At 65.7% G+C, this 19,109-nt stretch carries 14 protein-coding genes and 1 tRNA gene; 8 read left to right on the forward strand and 7 right to left on the reverse strand.

Annotated elements, in window-relative coordinates; translation table 11 throughout:
• Nucleotides 1–72: 72 nt before the first annotated feature.
• The 3 genes from Q0R16_RS10660 to Q0R16_RS10670 all read left to right on the forward strand — a co-directional run bounded on the left by Q0R16_RS10660 (nucleotide 73) and on the right by Q0R16_RS10670 (nucleotide 2,925).
• Nucleotides 73–149 (forward strand) — tRNA-Arg (locus Q0R16_RS10660).
• 191 nt (nucleotides 150–340) lie between these two features.
• Nucleotides 341–1,912: an amidase gene (locus Q0R16_RS10665; RefSeq protein WP_295635871.1), complete on the forward strand. Its 1,572-nt coding sequence runs from the start codon at nucleotides 341–343 to the stop codon at nucleotides 1,910–1,912.
• Complete coding sequence (locus tag Q0R16_RS10670) at nucleotides 1,909–2,925, forward strand: acetamidase/formamidase family protein (protein WP_295635872.1); 1,017 nt, start codon at nucleotides 1,909–1,911, stop codon at nucleotides 2,923–2,925. Before Q0R16_RS10665 ends, Q0R16_RS10670 begins: the two co-directional genes overlap by 4 nt.
• Here the strand turns inward: Q0R16_RS10670 and Q0R16_RS10675 are convergent.
• Nucleotides 2,912–4,345, reverse strand: coding sequence for an amidase family protein (locus tag Q0R16_RS10675; RefSeq protein ID WP_295635873.1), 1,434 nt, complete (start codon nucleotides 4,343–4,345; stop codon nucleotides 2,912–2,914). The genes Q0R16_RS10670 and Q0R16_RS10675 overlap by 14 nt on opposite strands.
• A 16-nt stretch (nucleotides 4,346–4,361) precedes the next feature.
• A complete protein-coding gene (locus Q0R16_RS10680; protein ID WP_295635874.1) occupies nucleotides 4,362–5,348 on the reverse strand; it encodes an MBL fold metallo-hydrolase in 987 nt (328 codons plus the stop codon).
• Between the two features lie 176 nt (nucleotides 5,349–5,524).
• Between Q0R16_RS10680 and Q0R16_RS10685 the strand changes: the two genes are divergently transcribed.
• Both Q0R16_RS10685 and Q0R16_RS10690 read left to right on the forward strand, forming a co-directional pair.
• Nucleotides 5,525–7,234 (forward strand): Hsp70 family protein, encoded by a 1,710-nt coding sequence (locus Q0R16_RS10685; protein ID WP_295635875.1) that lies wholly within the window; start codon nucleotides 5,525–5,527, stop codon nucleotides 7,232–7,234.
• The gene (locus Q0R16_RS10690; RefSeq protein WP_295635876.1) at nucleotides 7,231–8,961 is read left to right on the forward strand and encodes a hypothetical protein; all 1,731 of its coding nucleotides are present in this window, start codon (nucleotides 7,231–7,233) and stop codon (nucleotides 8,959–8,961) included. The genes Q0R16_RS10685 and Q0R16_RS10690 overlap by 4 nt, the downstream gene beginning before the upstream one ends.
• 6 nt (nucleotides 8,962–8,967) lie before the next feature.
• Here the strand turns inward: Q0R16_RS10690 and Q0R16_RS10695 are convergent, their stop codons facing one another.
• From Q0R16_RS10695 to Q0R16_RS10715, 5 genes are all read right to left on the reverse strand, one after another.
• Entirely contained in the window at nucleotides 8,968–9,318 is a 351-nt protein-coding gene (locus Q0R16_RS10695; RefSeq protein WP_295635877.1) for a cytochrome c, read from the reverse strand.
• Entirely contained in the window at nucleotides 9,315–10,595 is a 1,281-nt protein-coding gene (locus tag Q0R16_RS10700; RefSeq protein ID WP_295635878.1) for a molybdopterin-dependent oxidoreductase, read from the reverse strand. The genes Q0R16_RS10695 and Q0R16_RS10700 overlap by 4 nt, the downstream gene beginning before the upstream one ends.
• 93 nt (nucleotides 10,596–10,688) lie before the next feature.
• The gene (locus Q0R16_RS10705; protein ID WP_295635879.1) at nucleotides 10,689–12,059 is read right to left on the reverse strand and encodes a hypothetical protein; all 1,371 of its coding nucleotides are present in this window, start codon (nucleotides 12,057–12,059) and stop codon (nucleotides 10,689–10,691) included.
• A 63-nt stretch (nucleotides 12,060–12,122) separates the two neighbouring features.
• On the reverse strand, nucleotides 12,123–14,540 hold the full coding sequence (locus Q0R16_RS10710) for a YbcC family protein (protein WP_295635880.1): 2,418 nt from the start codon (nucleotides 14,538–14,540) through the stop codon (nucleotides 12,123–12,125).
• A gap of 37 nt (nucleotides 14,541–14,577) precedes the next feature.
• Nucleotides 14,578–16,149, reverse strand: coding sequence for a proton-conducting transporter membrane subunit (locus tag Q0R16_RS10715; protein WP_295635881.1), 1,572 nt, complete (start codon nucleotides 16,147–16,149; stop codon nucleotides 14,578–14,580).
• A gap of 106 nt (nucleotides 16,150–16,255) precedes the next feature.
• Between Q0R16_RS10715 and Q0R16_RS10720 the strand changes: the two genes are divergently transcribed.
• The 3 genes from Q0R16_RS10720 to Q0R16_RS10730 form a co-directional block, all read left to right on the forward strand.
• The gene (locus Q0R16_RS10720; RefSeq protein ID WP_295635882.1) at nucleotides 16,256–17,161 is read left to right on the forward strand and encodes a LysR family transcriptional regulator; all 906 of its coding nucleotides are present in this window, start codon (nucleotides 16,256–16,258) and stop codon (nucleotides 17,159–17,161) included.
• 45 nt (nucleotides 17,162–17,206) lie between these two features.
• Entirely contained in the window at nucleotides 17,207–18,286 is a 1,080-nt protein-coding gene (gene pyrC, locus Q0R16_RS10725) for a dihydroorotase (RefSeq protein ID WP_295635883.1), read from the forward strand.
• A 206-nt stretch (nucleotides 18,287–18,492) separates the two neighbouring features.
• A partial coding sequence (locus tag Q0R16_RS10730; RefSeq protein ID WP_295635884.1) for an Arm DNA-binding domain-containing protein occupies nucleotides 18,493–19,109 on the forward strand: 617 nt, incomplete at its 3' end.

Below are 19,109 nucleotides of genomic sequence, written 5' to 3' on the forward strand. Positions count from 1 at the left end.
GCGCTTTGACCGCGCCTTCAAGAAAACTTCTGGCAAGGCACGATTGGCGCTGCTAGTTGCCGGCTCGCTTCGGCACCCGTAGCTCAGCTGGATAGAGCGCTGCCCTCCGAAGGCAGAGGTCACAGGTTCGAATCCTGTCGGGTGCACCAGCCGTTTGCGGCAATGACGAAGCGCCAGCCAGCCCCGACGATCTTTGCGAAAATTCCATCCCAATTTGGCCGGGAATGCGGTCACGTGTCAGGCCAACATGCGCAAGCGTTGTTCCTCAACGGCCATATTGGTGCTTTCATGGCGGCCGGCGAGAAGCGTCGCCGTCAGGTCCAACGAGCGGAGAGCGCGGGTGAAATCATTATTCTGGTTGCTGGCGGTCGGCAGCGCGCTCGCTAGCGGAACGGCACACGCCTACGACCTGGTTGAGAAGTCGATAAGCGAATTACGAGCAGACCTTGATGCCGGGCGCGTGACATCGGCAGAATTGGTCCGGCTTTACGAAGCGCGCATCACGGCGCTCAACCCGCAGCTTCATACGGTGATCGCGATCAACCCGCAGGCGTTAGACCAGGCGCGCGCCGCCGATGCTGCGCGCAAGGCTCGCAGGGCCCAGGGCGCGCTTGCGGGCATACCTGTTCTTATCAAGGACAACATCGAAAGCGCCGATCCGATGGCCACGACCGCGGGCAGCCTTGCGCTTTCCGGCAATGTCACCGGGCGCGATGCGCCGCTGGTTGTGCGGTTGCGTGCGGCGGGCGCAATCATCCTGGGCAAGACCAACTTGTCCGAATGGGCCAACATCCGCTCCAGCCATTCGATCAGCGGCTGGAGTGCCGCCGGTGGACAGGCGCGCAATCCATACGCGCTCGATCGCAACACCTGCGGATCGAGCGCTGGATCGGGCGTGGCCGGGGCAGCCAGCCTCGCGGCCGCAACGGTCGGTACCGAAACCGACGGGTCGGTCACGTGTCCCTCGGCGATCAACGGCCTCGTCGGGCTGAAGCCTACGGTCGGTCTCGTGTCGCGCACCCGCGTCGTTCCGATCAGCCACAGTCAGGACACCCCCGGACCGATGGCGCGCAGCGTGACCGACGCCGCAATCCTGCTCGGCGCCATGGCGGGCAGCGACCCCGCCGATCCGGCCACCGCGCGCGCAGACAGCATGGGCAAGGACTTCACCAGCGGCCTCAGGCCCGATGCGCTCAAGGGGGTGCGGATCGGCGTCATGCGCTTTGCCGCCGGCTTCCACCCCGAAACCGAAACGGTGTTCGAACAAGCGCTCGCCGCTCTGACAGCTGCCGGCGCAACGCTGGTCGACATCAAGACATTTCCTGGCCGCCGCGAGCTGGGGCCGAAAGAACACATCGTGCTGATGACAGAGCTCAAGGCCGATCTGAACACCTATCTCGCCTCGACCGACCCCGCCAAAGTGCCCAGCCGTACCCTGGCCGACGTGATCGCCTTCGACAGCGCGAATGCGACCCGCGAAATGCCGCTGTTCGGGCAGGAACTGTTCCTCGAAGCCGAGAAGACCGGTGGGCTGGCGGACCCGGATTACTTGAAGGCCGCAGCCGAAGCCAAACGCGGCGCCGGCCCCGACGGGATCGACAAGCTGCTGGCCGAAAACACCGTATCGGCGCTGGTCGCCCCGACGCTGGGGCCGGCATGGCTGATCGATCCCGTGCTCAAGGACAATTTTGCCGGCGGCGGCGCAGGCAGCCCGGCGGCGATTGCCGGCTACCCGCACCTCACCGTGCCGATGGGGCTGGTGAATGGCTTGCCCGTCGGCTTGTCGTTCATCGGCACGGCATGGAGCGACGCCCGGCTGCTGGCTTATGGCTATGCATTCGAACAGGCCACTCACGCGCGTCGGCCCCCGCGCTATCTGTCTTCGGTGGACATGGCGGAGGCGAAACCATGATCGCGCGACTGATCCTGCTGGCTGTGCTGGCGGTTGCCCCGCCTGCGACCGCGAAGACTTACGAACTCCAGGCCACGCCGCAAACGGTGGCGTGGGGGCATTACGACGCCACCGACAAACCGGCGCTGACGATCCAGTCGGGCGATACGGTGGTGATCCACACGCTGTTGACCAGCAGCCCGACCCGGCTCGAGAAGGCAGGCGTGGCGCCGCAGGATGTCGAGCCGGCGTTGCGCGAGGTCTATGATGGCGTGCCCGCTGCTGCACGCGGGCCGGGCGGCCATATCCTGACCGGCCCGATCGCGATCGAAGGCGCCGAGCCGGGGGATACTCTCGAGGTGCGCATCCACAAGATCGATCTGGCGATCCCCTATGCCTACAACGCCTTCGGGGTCGGCACCGGTTTCCTGACCGACGACTTCCCCTATTCGCGGATCCGCATCATCCCCCTCGACCGGACGCGAATGGTTGCGAACTTCGCATCGGACATCGAAATACCGCTCCACCCGTTCTTCGGCAGCATGGGCGTGGCACCGCCGCCGGGCTTCGGCCGTTATGATTCGGCGCCGCCCAATATCAACGGCGGCAACATGGACGACAAGGCGCTGGTCGCGGGATCGACGCTGTTCCTGCCGGTCCATGCGGTTGGCGCGCTGTTCCAGGCGGGCGATGGGCACGCCGCGCAAGGCAACGGCGAAGTCGATATCACCGCGCTCGAAACCTCGTTGACCGGCACGTTCGAGTTCATCCTGCACAAGGGCATGAAGTCACCATACCCCCGCGCGGAAACCCCAGACGCCTATATCGCAATGGGTTTCGACGACGATCTCAGCAACGCCACGCGCAAGGCGCTGCGCAACATGCTCGATTTTCTGGTGACCGCGAAGGGCATGACCCGCGATGATGCCTATATGCTGATGAGCGTGGCCGGCGATGTCGAAGTCACCGAACTGGTCGACCGCAACAAGGGCGTCCACGTCGTCATCAATAAAGCCCTGTTCAAGCCGCGTTGATCCAGTCTGGCGCGAGCAGGGGGCCGAGCAAAGCTTCGATCGCCAGCCCGATCCCCAGCAGCGCGCGATCGCTGCCTCCTGGTCCATCGAGCTCGATCGCAACCGGCAGGCCATCGGCGAGGCCGGCAGGCAGCACCAGCCCTGGCAATCCGGCGGTGCTGCCCGGTGCGATGTTGCGCCCCATCGCGGTCGCAAACGGCACGTCTGCATCGCCGATCCGCAACAGGCTATCGCCGCCGATCGGTGTTGCCGGCACCATCGTGGCGGGCAGCAGCATGGCATCGATCCGGTTCTCGGCGAACCACGCCGCCAGCCTGGCCCGAAGCGCGGGCAAATGTTCGGTGATCGCGGCGGTGTAGTAGGCATCGGGGATCGCAGCCGGCGCACCCGGCACGGCAAAGGCATCGAGCACCGACTTCACGTCGGGGCTGACTTCGGCATGGAGCGCCTTGAAGCCGATGGTTGCGCCCGAGGACGCCAGCCATGCCGTCAGCGACGGCACGACGTCATGGATCTGCACGGGCATCGTGATCGCGGAGATCAGCGCATCCAGCCCCGGAAGATCGGCCCGGACGATCGTGGCGCCCGCACGGGCCAGTCGCTGGATGGTGCCTTCGACCACCGCCGCCAAAGCCGGATCGAGTCCCGCAAAATAGTAATCGGGCGCGATGCCCAGCCTCAGGCTTTCGATCGACGGGACCGCTACCGGCGCAGTTTCGCCGCTGATCACGCCATCGAACAGCACCAGATCGGATACGCAACGGGCATGCGGCCCGACCTGGTCGAATTCGCCGCTGATCGGCGCGCAGCCATCGCTGGGATAGCGTCCGGTGGTGGGCCGGAAACCGGTGATCCCGCACAGCGCCGCGGGCACGCGGATCGAGCCTTGGGTGTCCTCGGCCAGCCCCAGCGGCGCCATGCCGGCCGCCACCGCCGCCGCGGTGCCGCCGCTGCTGCCGCCCGGTATCCGCGCCAAATCCCACGGATTGCGCACCGCGCCATAAGCCATGTTGCTGCTCGTCCAGCCGAGCGACAGTTCGTGCAGGTTGGTCTTGCCCAGCACGATCGCCCCCGCCGTGCGCAACCGTGCGACCACCGAGGCAACGGCGGCCGGGCGGAAATGCCGCAAGGCGGAGGTTCCGGCGGTGGTTGGCAAGTCGGCGGTGTTGATGCTGTCCTTGATCGGCATCGGCAGGCCATGCAGCGGGCCCAGCACTTCGCCCGCTGCCCGCCGCGCATCGGCAGCGCGAGCTTGCGCGCGCACCGCTTCGGGATCGAGCGTTATGAACGCGTTGAGCTCCGCCCCCGCAGCGCAGCGCGCCAGCAAGGCTTCGGCGTAAGCCAGCGCGGTCATGCGCCCGTCGCGCATTGCGGAGACGGCTTCGCCGGCCGAAAGTGCGATCATGCCCTGCGCTACCATCGAGGCTGCTCCTGCTTTATTCGCCGACCGGTTGCGGCGTGCGTTTCCGGCCGGCCAATTCGTCGGCCATGAACCGCAGTTCGAGCGGGGCGAAGTGCGCAAACGCGGTCCAGTCGCCATGCTTGCGCGTCAGTTCGGGCATTGCAGCCTGAACCAGCGCATCGCCCGACAGGCCTTTCGCGTGGGCGCTTCGGACGATCGCTCTCAAGTCGTCGAGATAGTCTGCAAAGTCGGCCAGGTCCTTGGCTGTAGCGATGCCGCCATGCCCTGGAACGAACGTCGTTTGAGCTGCCTGAGGACCGCTTCCCAGGCCGCGCACCGTCTGGATCCAGGTGGCGACGGTGCCGTCGATGATGTTGGGCGAGACGTGGCGCCAGACGATATCGCCGCAGAACACCACGTCGGCATCGGGCACCGAAACCACCAGATCGCCGCCGGTATGGCCGTGCACCGTCCGTACAACAACCTTGCGCTGGCCCAGCCACACGGTCAGGTCCTTGTCGGTGGTCAGGTCGGGCAAGGCCAGCGCCGCGACACGGTCCTTCATGGCCGGCGTGATCCGGTCGCCGAACAAGTGCAGGTTCTCCGTCCGCACCCAGCCGCGCACGTTGCGGTGCGCGATCACCACCGCGCCGGCCTGCTGCAACACCGCATCGCCGCCGACGTGATCGATGTGGTAATGCGTGTTGACGACGTAGCGGATCGGCTTGGGCGTCAGCTTGCGGATTTCGGCGATCAGCGCGCGGGTGGCCTCGGGATCGAAGAAGCTGTCTACTACAAGCACGCCATCGTCACCGATCACGAAACCGGCGTTGGAACCCGATTTGCCGCCGGGCCCGTCGATCGCACTGTAGACGCCGGGCGCGATCATCGTCAGTTCGAACGGCAGCGCTGCGGGTTGGGAGCTTGCGATGGCGGGGCACGCCGCGAATCCGGGCCCGGCGATCAGCACAATCGCCGCCCGTAGAAACCGCCGATTCGCGTGTTTGATTGCGGTCCGCATGGTGCTGGTTCTCCCGTTTGTCTGCGCACCGTCGCATATCAGGTTTTTGCGGATTGGCTCCAGAGCGTTGGCGGCTTGCGCCGTTCGCGATCGCATCATAAGTTCAGCCCAGGAACCCTGCGGGCGGATCGGCGAAACGATCGAACGCTTATGGGCTGGAGCGCGCCCGGGGACCAATGCTGATCGGAATCGACCTTGGGACCACCAACAGCGCGGTGGCGATCTGGCGTGACGGGCTTGCCGAACTGGTTCCAAACGCGCTGGGCGAACGGCTGACGCCTTCGGCCGTGAGCATTGATCGCCAGCGCCAGACCTGGGTCGGCGCCGCGGCGCTCGACCGCATGGCCAATCATCCCGACGATACCGCCACCAGTTTCAAGCGCCTGATGGGCACCGACAAGCTGACCCGGCTGGGCGGCCAGGATTACCGGGCGGAGGACTTGTCGGCGCTCGTGCTGATGGCGTTGCGCGACGATGTTGTTAGGCACACCGGCGTGCTGCCGACGCAGGCGGTGATCACCGTGCCCGCCTATTTTAACGATCGCCAGCGCAAGGCGACGCGAAGAGCCGGGCAGATCGCCGGGCTCGACGTGCGCCGGTTGATCAACGAGCCGACCGCGGCGGCGCTGGCGTTCGGCTTGCAGGACAAGGAGGATCGCGAGCCGTTCCTGGTGTTCGACCTGGGCGGCGGCACGTTCGACGTTTCGGTAGTCGAAAAGTTCGAGGGAATTGTCGAGGTGCGCGGTTCGGCGGGCGACAATCGACTGGGCGGCGACGATTTCAACGCCGCGCTGGCCGCGCTGATGCAGCCGCGTATCGATCCGGCGGGAGCGCTCGCCAAGCTGCCCGAAGCGCGCCGCCGGGCCTTGCTGTTCCGCGCGGCCGAACAGTCGCGAAGGCAGTTGACCACCGTGGCACAAGCCGATTTCGTGGTGACATTCGACGACACCCGGCTCGAAGCCCCGGTCACCGCCGAGGACTTCGAACAGGCTTGCGGGCCGATCATCCGCCGCTTGCGCGATCCCGTGGTGCGGGCGTTGCGCGATTGCGCGATCGATGCCGCGGGCCTGAGCGCGATCGTGCTGGTGGGCGGCGCCACGCGCATGCCGCTGGTGCGCCGCGCGATCGCGCGGATGTTCGGCCGCTTTCCCGACAGTTCGGTCCATCCCGATCACGCGGTTGCCCAAGGTGCGGCGATCCAGGCCGGGCTGCTGGCGCGCGACAATGCGCTCGACGAAGTGCGGATCACCGATGTCTGCCCGTTCACGCTGGGGGTCGATACGATCGAGCGCGATGCCCACGGCGGCCTGCACCATGGCGTGTTTTCGCCGATCATCGAGCGCAACACGCCGGTGCCGGTCAGCCGCGTCAATTTCTACCAGACCGTGGCCGACAACCAGAAGAAGCTGCAATTCAACATCTATCAGGGTGAAGCGCGCGAGGTCAGCGGCAACATCCAGTTGGGCTCGATCACCATCCCGGTGCCGCCGCGTCCGGCTGGCGAAATCCATGCCGAAGTGCGCTTCAGCTATGACAGCAGCGGCTTGCTCGAGGTCGACGTCGTGCTCCCCGATACCGGCGTGACGCGCAATCTGGTGATCGTGGACGAGGAGGATCGGCCCGACCGAACCGAGATCGAAGGGCGCCGCGCGGCGCTGGCCAGGCTCAAGTTTCACCCGCGCGAAAGTGCCGAAAACGTTGCCGCGATGGCGCGGGCGGAGCGCTGCTACGAGGACTTTCTCGGCGAGGAACGCGCGATGATCAGCGCCTGGATCGCCGAATTCAAAGGCGCGCTCGAATCGCAGGACCCGCGCCGGATTGCCGATGCCAAGGCGATGCTGATCGGCAATCTCGACGAGATCGAGCGGATCGGGCCGCTGGGATGAGCAGGCGGCGGCCGCCGTGGTCGGTGCTCGGACTTGATGCGGGCGCAGATGCGGGCGCGATCCGCAAGGCTTATGCCACGCGCCTGAAGGCGATCGACCCCGACGCCGATCCGGCGGGCTTCGCGCGGCTGCGCGAGGCGCGGGAAGCGGCGCTGCGATTGGCAAGGCGCGCTGCGAAGCCGGACGAACCGGTGCCAGAAGCTGAAGTCGAGGCTGCCTCTGTCGGGGTCTGGCCCTATGCGGCGCCAGATTTCGACGCCGGGGCAGCAAGCGGCGATGCGGCATTGACCGTGAACGTGTTGCAGCCCGGGACAGGATCGGCCCCGGCGCCCGCCATGATCTTCGCCCAAGCGCGGTCCGCTGCACCGGCGGTCACACCGATCGTCGATCCGTTCGCAGCGGTCATCGCGCGCCGTGCGAATGCAGCGCCAGCACCGACTATCGCGTCATATCCCCAACCCCGAGAGCGCCTCCATGCACTGTTGCTCGGCAACGGGGAGGGTGATGAAGCTGCTCTGGACGAAGCGGACCTTGTGGCCGCGCAAGATTGCCTGCGGTTGATCCTGCGCGATGCAGTGCAAGCCGATTTGGCGCGGCACGATGCGATCGAGGAGTGGGTGGCCGATCTGCTTGCCGAAGCGTGGCCGCGATCGGCGCCGCTGCTGGCCACCGCGGCCGACAGTTTTCGCTGGGAAGCCGAAGCCGGCAAGCTGGGCGAACGCCCGGCGATCGCGTTTCTGAACGCCCGGCGCAAGGGCTATCGGTTTCAGGAGGCGGTGCTCGATCCAAAGCACATCTACCACAAGGCGTGGCTGGAGTTGCAGCGGCCGGGGCGCAAGGACTTGCTCTCGCGGCTTCGAACCACGCGCAGCGATGTCGACAAGCTGCTGACGGGCATCAGGCGCAATTTTCCCGAATTGGAGAACCACCTCGATCCCGATCGCGTCGCTTCCTGGCAAGCGCCCGCACGGTTCCGGATCGGGTTGCGCAAGGGCTGGTGGGTGTTCGTGTTGCTGAGCGCGGCAGTCCGGCTGGCGATCAGTCTTTCGCAGCCCGATGCGGCGCCCCCTGCGCAGCTTTCGCCGCAAGCGTTGCTGGTCCAGCAGCAACAGCAAGGCCGGGCGGAGCAAGCCGCGTTGGCGGCTGCATTCGGCCCAGGGCACGATCGGACCTGGCTCGAACAGCGGCAGCCCGAACTGGCGCAAGTCATCCAGTCCAATGTCCGGCTTCAGACCGAGGCCGGCAATCCTGACGCGAAGGTCGCGCGGATCGCCAGCGATCTGGTGCGGCAGCGCCTGTTCGAAGCGCGCGATGCGGTGAAGGGCGATCTGCTCGAACGGATCATGCGGCTGCGGCTGGCCGAAATGAAGGTGGCGCAGCGCACGGGCCCAGCGGACTGCCGGGCATTCGTGCAGACCGCGCTGCTCGATCCGGGCAAGGCCGCGTTGCCCGACGCGCTGCGCCGCCGCGAGCAGGTGCTGGCTGTCGAACTGGCCGAAGCGGGCAAGCTGACGCCGATCGAGCGACGGACGCCGCGTTCGGCCACGGTCCCAGGCAGGCTGGTGAGCGAGGTGCTCGATGTGACGCACTTGTCGATCGAACGGGTGGGCGCAGCGATGCAGCACAAGGCCAGCGATGCCGACAATTGCGCGGTTACGACCGCATTGCTGCAAGCGACGCTGGCTTACGGCGGCAAGGAACGCGAGGCGATCCTGCGGACGCTTTGACCTCGGCTAGTTCTTGATACTGCTCAGGTAATTCACGATCTTGGGCACTTCGCCCTCCGGGATCGGCGCGTGGTAGGTCGTGATCATCTTGGCGACTTCCTTTTCCCACACCGCCTTCGAAAGCCGCGGCTGGACCATCACCATCGAGGGCGAATGGCAGGCGCGGCAGTTGGTGTTGACGGATTCGACGTCGGGGCCTTCGGGGAACAGTTGCTCGAAATCCTGCGGCACGTCGACGCTCACCGATGTCAGCTTGAGGTTGCGCAGTAGCTTGGCTGGCGGGCTGGCTCCTCCTAGCACGAACAGCATCACGGCCAGCGCGGGCAGGGCGATGAGACCGCTTTTCGGACCCGTCATGCGCCGCCTCCTGCGATCACGGTGACGGTTTCCACACCCGCGCGCATGTAGCCGCCGGGGTTCCAGTTCATCGCCAGCGGCTGGCTGACCCCCGCGGTGTTGGTGCAGCGGCAAGTGACGGGCAGGGTGCCCGCAGCCGGAACGGGGACGGCCAGGTCGAAGCGGCGGAACGAATATTTGCCGGCATCTTCGCCCAGTTTCGCCATACGCCATGTGGCACCATGATCGGTCGAGATTTCGACTTTCGCCACCCCGCAATCACCGCCAAGCGCGATGCCCGACACAGCCAGCGGCCGGCCGGCGGCCACGCGCTGGCCCTCGGCCAGGTTGGTGACGAGCGAGCGCGGCACCATCCGGCTGATCGGCTCCTTCGGGTAATCGTCGACGCCGGGCGCCACGTTGCCGAACGGCGCCTTGGGGACCAGATAAGCCTTGGTCATCCAGTAATTGTCGTCCTTGCGCGGCAGGACCTCGATATCGGACAGCATCTTGACCCAATAGGTCGAATACCAACCCGGTACGACCAGCCGCAGCGGGAAACCGTTGAGCAGCGGCAGTTGTACGCCGTTCATGGCAAAGGCGATCAGGACTTCGCCGTCCATCGCGTGTTCGGCGGCCAGCGATTTGCGGAATTTGGGCGCATCGGGCAGCAGCGCTTCATCCAGCCCGGCAAAGCGCACGTCCACCGCGCCGGGTTTGAGGCCGGCCCTGGCCAGCACGTCGCGCAAACGAACACCAGTCCACCGTGCATTGCCCATCGCGCCGTGCCCCCATTGCGCGCCCGGCACCGGCGGCACGAACAGCCCGCGCGAATTGCCCGAACACTGGTTGACTGCGGTATATTCGATGCGTTCGAAGCCATGGAGGATTTGGTCGAGCGACAGTTCGATTTCGCGTTCGACATGGCCATGCAGTTTGAGTCGAAACGTCGCGGCATCGATCTGACCGGGGATCTCGTTCCAGTGCCAGCGCACGTAGAAGCGGTCGTTTGGTGTGATCACACCCTGGTTGAAGGCGGATAGCGGGGTTTCTAGCAAAGGTGGCCGAATGCGCTGGAGAATCATCTCCCGCTTGCCCGGAAATTCACTGGTCAGCGCGCGTTGCGAGGGCCGGTTCGGCAAACCAAGATCCACCACCGAATTGGCAACAGGCGGCCGGGCGACAAGCGACTTGGCGAATGCGGGCAGGGCCGTGATCCCCGCAGCGCCGATTGCGCCGCCTGCCAGCAACTTGCGGCGTGACAGGCGGCTATCGGATTTGGCGTCGTGCCGGATCATGCGAGGTCGCGCTGCGGATGGTTTTCCATTCACCGGATACTACCAGAAACCCCGGCGAGGATGCAATCGGCGCGGGCTTGCTACCAGCCGTGTTCAAGCCAGGCCGAGCATGGCCAGAACCTTCCGCCACGCAGCCATGATGCGATCGCCAAGGCCCGGTTCGGGTTCTGGCTCGACCGTCATGCGTGCCCGCAGTGCGCGGATGTGAGACATCGGCTCCGGTTCGGGTGTGAATGCATCGGTCTGTGGTGCAGCATCGATCGCGTGATCGTAGTCCGTCGCTTCGAAAGCGGCGGGTTCGTAAACAGAAGCTGGCGAAGGCGCGCTTTCGGCCAGGTCGTTCGTCTCTGCAAACGCGAGCGGTTCAGGCGCAACTGGCTCTGCTGCAACAGCGTCTGGCGCAACGGTTTGTGGCGCTTCGGGCAGCTCCTCGAAGTACGGCGCGACTTGGGCAGCGACGGGGCTGACAGTCGCCGCGGCGGGTTCATGCACCGCCAGCAGTTCCGCATTCTCGGCAGCCTCGATCTCGGCCAGTTGCTGCGCGGCGCCGGCATCGAACTGGTGCGTGGCGAGATCGGCTTCAGCGGCATCGAGCATGATGACTGGCATCTTGCGGACCTGGCGGTTGGTCACGCTGCTGAGCCGGCTGAAATCGTAAGGGCCCTCGCGGCTTTCCTCGGGCTCGATTTCGTCGGTGTCGATCGCGGCGGACGCAGGGCTGAGCGGCATGGTCATGGTGGCTCCATCGTCTGGATATTCGTCGCGGGCGAGCACGGGTGCATCGAAAAACGGGTAGACGCCGTCGTTGCCGGCCATCACGCACAAGGCGCGGGGCAGGCCTTCCTTGCGCACGGTTTCACGGACGGCCTGGTGGACGAGCACGGCCAGGAAACACGCGCCGAGCGATCCGGCACGGATTTCGTCGCCATCGGGCTCGTCGCTCTGCATGACCCGCGCCTCGATCGCGGCGACCGACCCGTACAGGTCTTCGATGCCCTCGACCTTGACCGCCGAGTCGGAAGCTTCGAAATCACCCTGCCAAGCGCTGTCGTCCATCGAATAGCCGTCGAGCAGATCGTTGCGATCGGCATCCGAAAACGGAAACGAATCGTCCGAAAAATAGCTCGTTTCGACCAGCGGGGTCATCCGGCCCGACGGATCGGGAACGGGCGGCGGCGCTTCGGGGTCTGGATCGGTCACGGCAATGCGCAAGGCCGAAATCAGGTGTTCGGGCCGGTCGTACTTGCCGATCTGCGCGCGCAGGTTCTGCCACCCGGCCAGCGAAACCTCTTGCGGAGATACCGTCATGAACCGTTCGGGCAGCAACTTGTCGCGGCCCGAATAAGGCTTCAGCAGCGCGCGCAGCTTCGACGCCGCATCGTCTGCTTCGCCGTTGCGCAACATGGTCTCGATCGAACGGCGAAAATCGTTCTCGTCCAATCCGTCGATGGTGATGGTATCCACCAGCATCTCTCCAACAAAGCCTGTGGAGATGCCGTACAGCCGAATGGTTTATCAGGTCTTAGCTTACACCAATTCCTTTGGGACCATTGCGTCGACCCATTGCAGATCACCGGCATAGCGCCAGGCCATCGCGCCGGTTTCGTCGAGCGCGAACAAGTGCAGCCAGCGGTTGTCGAACAACGCGCGCACGGCTTCGTGCCGTTCCAGGATCGCGGCGATCGCCTCGCGTGGGGCCTCGATGCACACCGTCAGGCGCAGCGGCTCGTGAACGATATGCCGGCCGTCGTGAACCGATTGCCACGGCAACCCGCCGCGCAGCGTTCCGCTGGCGCCTTCGATCACACCCATCCCGCCGGTCACGTTGTGGAGCAGCTTGTTGCCGGCGCCGAAGGTTTCGGGCGCGACGGTCGATCCGTAATACTGCAGGCTGATCCAGCTTGCGACGACGACCGGGGCAGTCAGGATCAGTTCGAGCACGCCGAAATTCCGGTCATTCGTCCAGTCGTAGTCATGCAGGAAGGCGCGGCCCGCCAGAGCCTTGCCCGCAGTCCGATGGCGCGGCGCGGCGATGAAGGCGTTGCAGCCGGCCAGGCCCCATTCGGGCCGCATTTCAGCCCAATCGCGGCTGCGACGCGCAATGCTGCGCTGTCCATGCGCGCGGGGCAGGCGCAGCGCCCGTTCACCCCGGGCAAGCACGCCGGCCGCCTCGAACCAGGTTTCGGCCCGTTGCAAGGCAGGTAAGTGCGCTTCCGAGGGCCGATCGGCGGAATAGAGCGTGATCGTGTCGGTCGTGGTGTCGTGCAATGCGCCGACGAACAGGGTGCCGGCCGGAATGGCGATGCCGCGCTGGGCCAGGCCGGCGCGCACGTCTGTGTCGTTGAGCAAGCCCGCCAGCAGCCGCGCGTTGACCTCGCCCGAATAGCCACCACAGGCGCCGCAACGCAGTGCGCTGGCATGCGGGTTGTTGACGACATTGGCGCCATGACCGGCGATCACGACCAGCCTGGCGAAATTGCCGGTGAACGACATCGCGCGCAGGATCGTCTCCGCCATCGTGGTGCGGGTGGCGAGGTCCAGGTCGGGGCCAGATTCTGGGCCAAGTTTGGGGCCGAAGCGCGGGGCAGGGTCATTTGGCGCAGGCTGGCGAGTCAGTCCCAAGGCGCCGCTGACAAGTTTGCCGGCATAGATCGGGCCGGTCGCCTCGACGAACGCGAACGACGACACCGCCGCCGACTTGAACCGCCCCCAGGCCCGCGTTGCGCGCGCCTTGACCCGTGCCGACTGGTCTGCGGCACCGTCGGGTCCGCCTGCGCGGCTGGAAATGCCGGGATTCAGCAACACGGGCAGCCGTCGTTCCTCGCTATCCGAGGCGAAGCGGCGGTGCGCGGTCGCCAGCCCGAAAAACCCGGCGAAACCCAGCGTGCGGATTGCGGGATCGACCGCTTCAAGCGCGCGGCGGAACACTTCCGATCGCACGTCGATGCAGAATGCCGCCTGCATGGCCGGGCGACCGGCGGGGGTCCCCGGTCCCGGTGCGGCCAGGATCTCGGCCAGGCCACGTTGTGCGGCGCGCTCGGCCGCTTCCTGCAGGATTTCGTCGACGATCAGATCGGGGCCGGGCTCTACCGGGAGCACATGGGCAGCCACCTCCGCTTGCCAGGCAACACCGATTTGCGCTTCGTAGCGTTCGAACAGCGCTGCTTCCCAGACCAGGCGGATCGCCAGCAAGTCGGTGACGGTCTCGTCGGCGGTGCCGGCAAGTTCCGCCTGCCACATGTGGTAGCGCGCATATTGCGCCCAGCCGCCGAGCGTCATCAGCAGGCGATGGAAACAGGTATCCAAGGCCGCAGCCGGCAAACCGAGCTGTGTTACAGCGTTTGCGATCGCGCCCGATGCCGTCTCCGGCGTTTCGGCTACGTGCCTGGCAAAGCCGCGCAACCCCACGATTTCCGGCGTCAGGTCGTGCGTCGCAACCGCGCGCCACGCTTGATAAGCGCCCCGGCCGCGCGATGCTGCCCACAGCGCCTGGCCCTGGTCGAAATAACCCGCCGCCCATGAGCCGAGCCGCTCGGCCATCAGCCCCGGCCAGTCGATGCCCGAGACCCGGGCCGCCAGATCGGCCACTGTCGGCACGGCGCATGGCTCAGGCGCCGGCAGGCTGGCGGCATGCTTCAATGCGCGCAGGCTGACGGGGCGCAGCATGACTGGCGCATCGGCCAAAGCACCCTTGAGATCGTCATCGTCGATTATGCCGTTTGCGATCCGATCGTGATACCAGCTTCGCGGCATGGTAAGGGGCGCGCCCGCCACCCGCGCCAGCCGCGCGCCGACCGTCGCCAGGGTTTCGTGCGTCTGGCCCAGGAACGGGTTGACCGCGACGCTCGCCGATAGCGGCCACAACGGCGGAATGGCGCGAGCGGCGCGATCGGCTGCGGCCTGCAATTCCATGAGCTCTCGCCAGTTGGTTGTCTCGATATTCATGGTCGTCGGCTCCCCGATGAGGTCAGGCTTGGTGTGTTCAGGCCGGGTCACGCACGCGCCAGCCGCCAAGCAGCCGATCGAAGGCGGCGTTGGCGTAGAGTCCGTTGGAGAGATGCACGCGCAGTCCGGCGGCGGCGGGGTGATAGGCCCACAGCGGGAACATCGCCTGGGCCACTGCCACCGCGCCGAAACTCAGCACCGCGAGCACGATCAGCGCCCATTCGAGCGGTCCCGGTAGGGGCGCTGCGGGCAGCACCCCGGCGGTCAATTCGACCGCCATCGCCTGAAACGCGAAGTAGCTGACCGAAGTTGCCACCGCGAACAACATTGTGCGCCGGGTCAGCGCACGCGGTGCGGCATCGGCAAGACCTTGCGCCAGCAGGTAGGCAACGCCGAAGATCAGGATGGCACCCAGCGCGATGGCCTGCGGTGATTTATGCCCGAAGCCGAAGCCCGATACGGCTCCGAAACCCACGCCCACCAGCACGTAAATCGCCAGTGCCAGCACAAACGCCCGGCCGACGGCGCGCGCTTTGGGGATGGCTACCGCGCCGGGCCTGCGCTGCGCGGCAACCGCCTCGACCGCGCCGCCCGAGGCCAGAAATGCATGCGCCTTGTAAAGCGAATGCGCGACGATGTGCAGGAGCGCCAGCGGGAACAGCGCGAGCCCGCATTCCAGGATCATGAAGCCCATCTGCGCCACCGTCGACCAGGCCAGCGAGGTCTTGACCGCAGGTTGGGTCAGCATCACCAGCCCGCCGAACAGCGCGGTAAAGCCGCCGATCATGACCAGCACCGCCAGCACCGCGGGCGCGAGCAGCATCACATCGGCAAAGCGGATCAGCAGAAAGCCGCCAGCGTTGATCACCCCGGCATGGAGCAGCGCGGAAACGGGGGTGGGGGTCTCCATCACTTCGGTCAGCCAGCCGTGCGTTGGAAACTGCGCGGATTTCAGCAGCGCCGCAATGGCCAGCAAGCTCGCTGCTGCGATCGCATGACCGCCGCCATGTCCTGCGCGCGCAAGGTCGAGGATCGTGGCAATTCGGGTGGTGTCATAAGCCTGCGCGAGCAGGACCGCAGCGCCGATCAGCGCCATGTCGCCGGCCCGGGCGGTGACGAATTTCTTGGCGGCCGCCCGCTGCGCGCCGATGCGGTTGGGATAGAACAGAAGCAAGCGGTGCAGCGCGAGGCTGGTCACGATCCACGCAAGCACCAGCAGGACCAGGTCGGCAGACGTCACCAGCAGCATCACCGAGGCGAGCGTCGTGCAAAGCCAACCCATGAACGCGCCGGCGCGTGCCTCGCCGTCGAGATAAGTTGCGGCGTACCGCACCACGATCCAGCCGACGAACCCGACCAGCACCAGCATCGTGCCGCTCACCGCATCGAGCCGGAGCGATAGTCCAAAGCCACTCAATCCGATTGCGTCGCCCGGCCCGTGCAGGACGAGCCATATGGCCGAAGCGGCTGCGCCGGCCATGGCCACAAAGGCCAGCGCCTCGGCCAGCCGTGTCGCCAACCGCGCCGGCGAAGCAGCGCTCAGGAAGCTGATCGCGGCAGCCAGCAGCAGCGCGGATGGAGCGGCAAGCGGCAGGTATTGGTATGGCAAATGCTTTCCCTCCAACGCAGCACCCGGAACGGGAGAGCGATAGCGGGCACGGTAATTGCAGAAAAATTCATTGTTTCTGCATAGTCATTCTGTTTTATAGAACGATATGGCGAATCTGAACTTCAATCACTTGCGCTATTTCTGGGCTGTCGCGCACGAAGGCAGCCTGACTCGCGCGGCCGAAAGATTGAACCTGTCGCAATCGGCGGTGTCGGTGCAGATCCAGAAGCTTGAACAGCAGATCAGCCACGCGCTGTTCGATCGCGTTGGCAAGCGGTTGGTGCTGACCGAAGCGGGCCGCATCGCGCTCGATTACGCCGACACCGTGTTCGAGGCGGGCGACGAATTGATGAGCACGCTCGATGGGCGCCCGGGCGGCATTCGCCAGGCCTTGCGGGTGGGGGCGCTGACGACGTTGTCGCGCAACTTCCAGCTCGAATTCCTGCGCCCGCTGTTCGGACGGGCGGATGTCGAGCTGATCGTGCGATCGGGCACCATGCGCGATCTGCTTGCGCAATTGGAAGCCCATTCGCTCGACGTGGTGCTGTCGAACAGCGCTGCACAGCGCGACGCGCGCACACCGTTTCGCAATATGCTGCTGGATCAGCAACCGGTCAGCCTGGTCGGCCGCCCGCGCCCGGGCCGGCCCGCGTTCCGCTTCCCCGAGGACTTGCGGAGCGAACCGATCCTGCTGCCCAGCCTCGACAGCGATATCCGCGTCGGCTTCGACCGCCTGCTCGATCTGGCCGGCATCCGCCCGATCGTCGTGGCCGAAGTAGATGACATGGCCATGCTGCGGCTGCTCGCCCGCGAACGCGAGGGCGTGACGCTGGTACCGCCGATCGTGGTGCGCGACGAACTGCAATCGGGCGTGCTGGTCGAACATTGCCGTATTCCGCAACTGGGCGAGAGCTTCTATGCGATCATGCAGCCCCGGCGCTTTCCCAATGTACTTCTCGCCGAGCTGCTGGATCGCTATGCGGTCCTGAAACCCGAACAGGTCGCCAGTTGATTCCTGGCTGCTGATTGCCGCACGCGCCTTCGCTGGAGCCGATGAATGACGATTGCCGACAGCCTGCCTCGTGCCGAAGTCGACAACCGCCTGACGCTGCGCCGTCCCGACGATTGGCACGTGCACTTGCGCGATGGCGCCATGCTGGCCTCGGTCGTGAACTATACCGCCCGTCAATTCGCGCGCGCGATCGTGATGCCCAACCTCAAGCCGCCGATCACCACCGTGGCGGCGGCAATGGCATATCGTGACCGCATTCTGGCCGCCGTCGAACCCGGCTTGCCGTTCGAGCCGCTGATGACCTGCTACCTCACCGACACGATCGATGCGGGCGAAGTCGAACGCGGCTTCATCGAGGGCGTGTTCACCGCCGCAAAACTCTACCCTGCCAACGCCACGACCAATTCGGCGCATGGCGTCAGCGACGTCCGCAACATCCGTGCGGCGCTAGAAGCCATGCAGCGGATCGGCATGCCGCTGCTCGTCCACGGCGAAGTCACCGACCGCAGCGTCGATGTGTTCGACCGCGAGGCGGTGTTCATCGAACAGGTCCTGGCCGGGCTGATCGCCGATTTTCCCGCGCTCAAGGTGGTGTTCGAACACATCACCACGGCCGATGCGGTGGCATTCGTCGAAGCCGGCGGGCCACATCTGGCCGCCACGATCACCCCGCACCACCTGGTGATCAACCGCAACGCAATGTTCGAAGGCGGCATCCGCCCGCACTTTTATTGCCTGCCGATCGTGAAGCGCGAGAGCCACCGACTGGCCCTGCGCCGCGCGGCCACCTTGGGATCGGCAAAGTTTTTCCTCGGCACCGATTCCGCACCACATGCCGCCGCCGACAAGCAAGCCGCCTGCGGTTGCGCCGGAGTGTTCAACGCTCCGCTCGCGCTCGAAAGCTATGCGAAGGTGTTCGAAGAGGAAGCCGCGCTCGATCAACTCGAAGCCTTCGCCTCGGAAAACGGCCCGCGGTTTTATGGCCTGCCGCTCAACGAAACCCGCGTCGTGCTGGAGCGTCGCCCGCAACACGTGGCCGAATGCATCGATCTGGCCGGATCGAGCCTTGTCCCATTCCACGCCGGCGAGAAGCTTGCATGGACTTACGCCGGGTTGGTTGGCTGACCGAATGGTGCCGGCTAGAGGATTCGAACCCCTGACCCCCTGATTACAAATTAGCGGAATATCGGCTGAACCGCTTTCGCTGCCCGGACAGAATGGCGTAATGCCATTGCTTTACGTGTCATTGTCATTCCGATTGGATCATCCTGTTTCCTCTGGTGTGCTTGCTATGTGATTGCTAGAGTGCCGGCGGCGATCAGGAGGCCAGCATGGCAAACATTACGAAGCGGACAGTTGACGCAGCCAGCAAGGGCGCACGCGATCAATTCGTTTGGGACGATGAACTGGCAGGCTTCGGCCTCAAAATCACGCCAGCGGGCAGCAAGGTCTATATCTTCCAGTATCGCCAGCCGCGCCCCGGCGCTGCCCGGACCGCTCCAACGCGGCGCTACACGATCGGGCGGCATGATCCATTGACGCCCGATCAGGCGCGCAAGCGGGCACGGGAGATGGCCGCACTGGTGGCGCAAGGCATTGACCCGCGCGCCAGCGCGATCGAGGCCGTCGCGGCCAAGGATGAGGCCAAGCGGATCGAGGCCGATCGCAAGCGGCTGGAAAGCGAGCTGGCCTTTTCGAAGATCGCGGCTGTCTGGCTCGATCACTACGAACACGAAAAGGCCAGGCGTCCGTCCAGCTTGGCAATGGCCCGCCTTGTGGTGAACCGCTACCTCGCCCCCAAGCTCGCCAGCAAGCCGCTCCCGCATATCACCCGCACCGATCTACAGCCGATCTTCGACGCGATCCCCAGCGCCAAGCGCGGCACGCGCCGGGCCGTCTTTGCCTACGCCTCGATCCTGTTCGGCTGGGCGCACAAGCGCGGCGACAT

The sequence above is a fragment of the Novosphingobium sp. genome (assembly GCF_025351285.1).
Lineage (GTDB): Bacteria > Pseudomonadota > Alphaproteobacteria > Sphingomonadales > Sphingomonadaceae > Novosphingobium.

What these genes read in the sequence shown, in the direction of transcription:
- Q0R16_RS10670 (WP_295635872.1), top strand. Translation starts at nt 1,909, where the DNA reads ATGATCGCGCGACTGATCCTGCTGGCTGTGCTGGCGGTTGCCCCGCCT.
- Q0R16_RS10675 (WP_295635873.1), bottom strand. Translation starts at nt 4,345, where the DNA reads ATGGTAGCGCAGGGCATGATCGCACTTTCGGCCGGCGAAGCCGTCTCC.
- Q0R16_RS10680 (WP_295635874.1), bottom strand. Translation starts at nt 5,348, where the DNA reads ATGCGGACCGCAATCAAACACGCGAATCGGCGGTTTCTACGGGCGGCG.
- Q0R16_RS10685 (WP_295635875.1), top strand. Translation starts at nt 5,525, where the DNA reads ATGCTGATCGGAATCGACCTTGGGACCACCAACAGCGCGGTGGCGATC.
- Q0R16_RS10690 (WP_295635876.1), top strand. Translation starts at nt 7,231, where the DNA reads ATGAGCAGGCGGCGGCCGCCGTGGTCGGTGCTCGGACTTGATGCGGGC.
- Q0R16_RS10695 (WP_295635877.1), bottom strand. Translation starts at nt 9,318, where the DNA reads ATGACGGGTCCGAAAAGCGGTCTCATCGCCCTGCCCGCGCTGGCCGTG.
- Q0R16_RS10700 (WP_295635878.1), bottom strand. Translation starts at nt 10,595, where the DNA reads ATGATCCGGCACGACGCCAAATCCGATAGCCGCCTGTCACGCCGCAAG.
- Q0R16_RS10710 (WP_295635880.1), bottom strand. Translation starts at nt 14,540, where the DNA reads ATGAATATCGAGACAACCAACTGGCGAGAGCTCATGGAATTGCAGGCC.
- Q0R16_RS10720 (WP_295635882.1), top strand. Translation starts at nt 16,256, where the DNA reads ATGGCGAATCTGAACTTCAATCACTTGCGCTATTTCTGGGCTGTCGCG.
- pyrC (WP_295635883.1), top strand. Translation starts at nt 17,207, where the DNA reads ATGACGATTGCCGACAGCCTGCCTCGTGCCGAAGTCGACAACCGCCTG.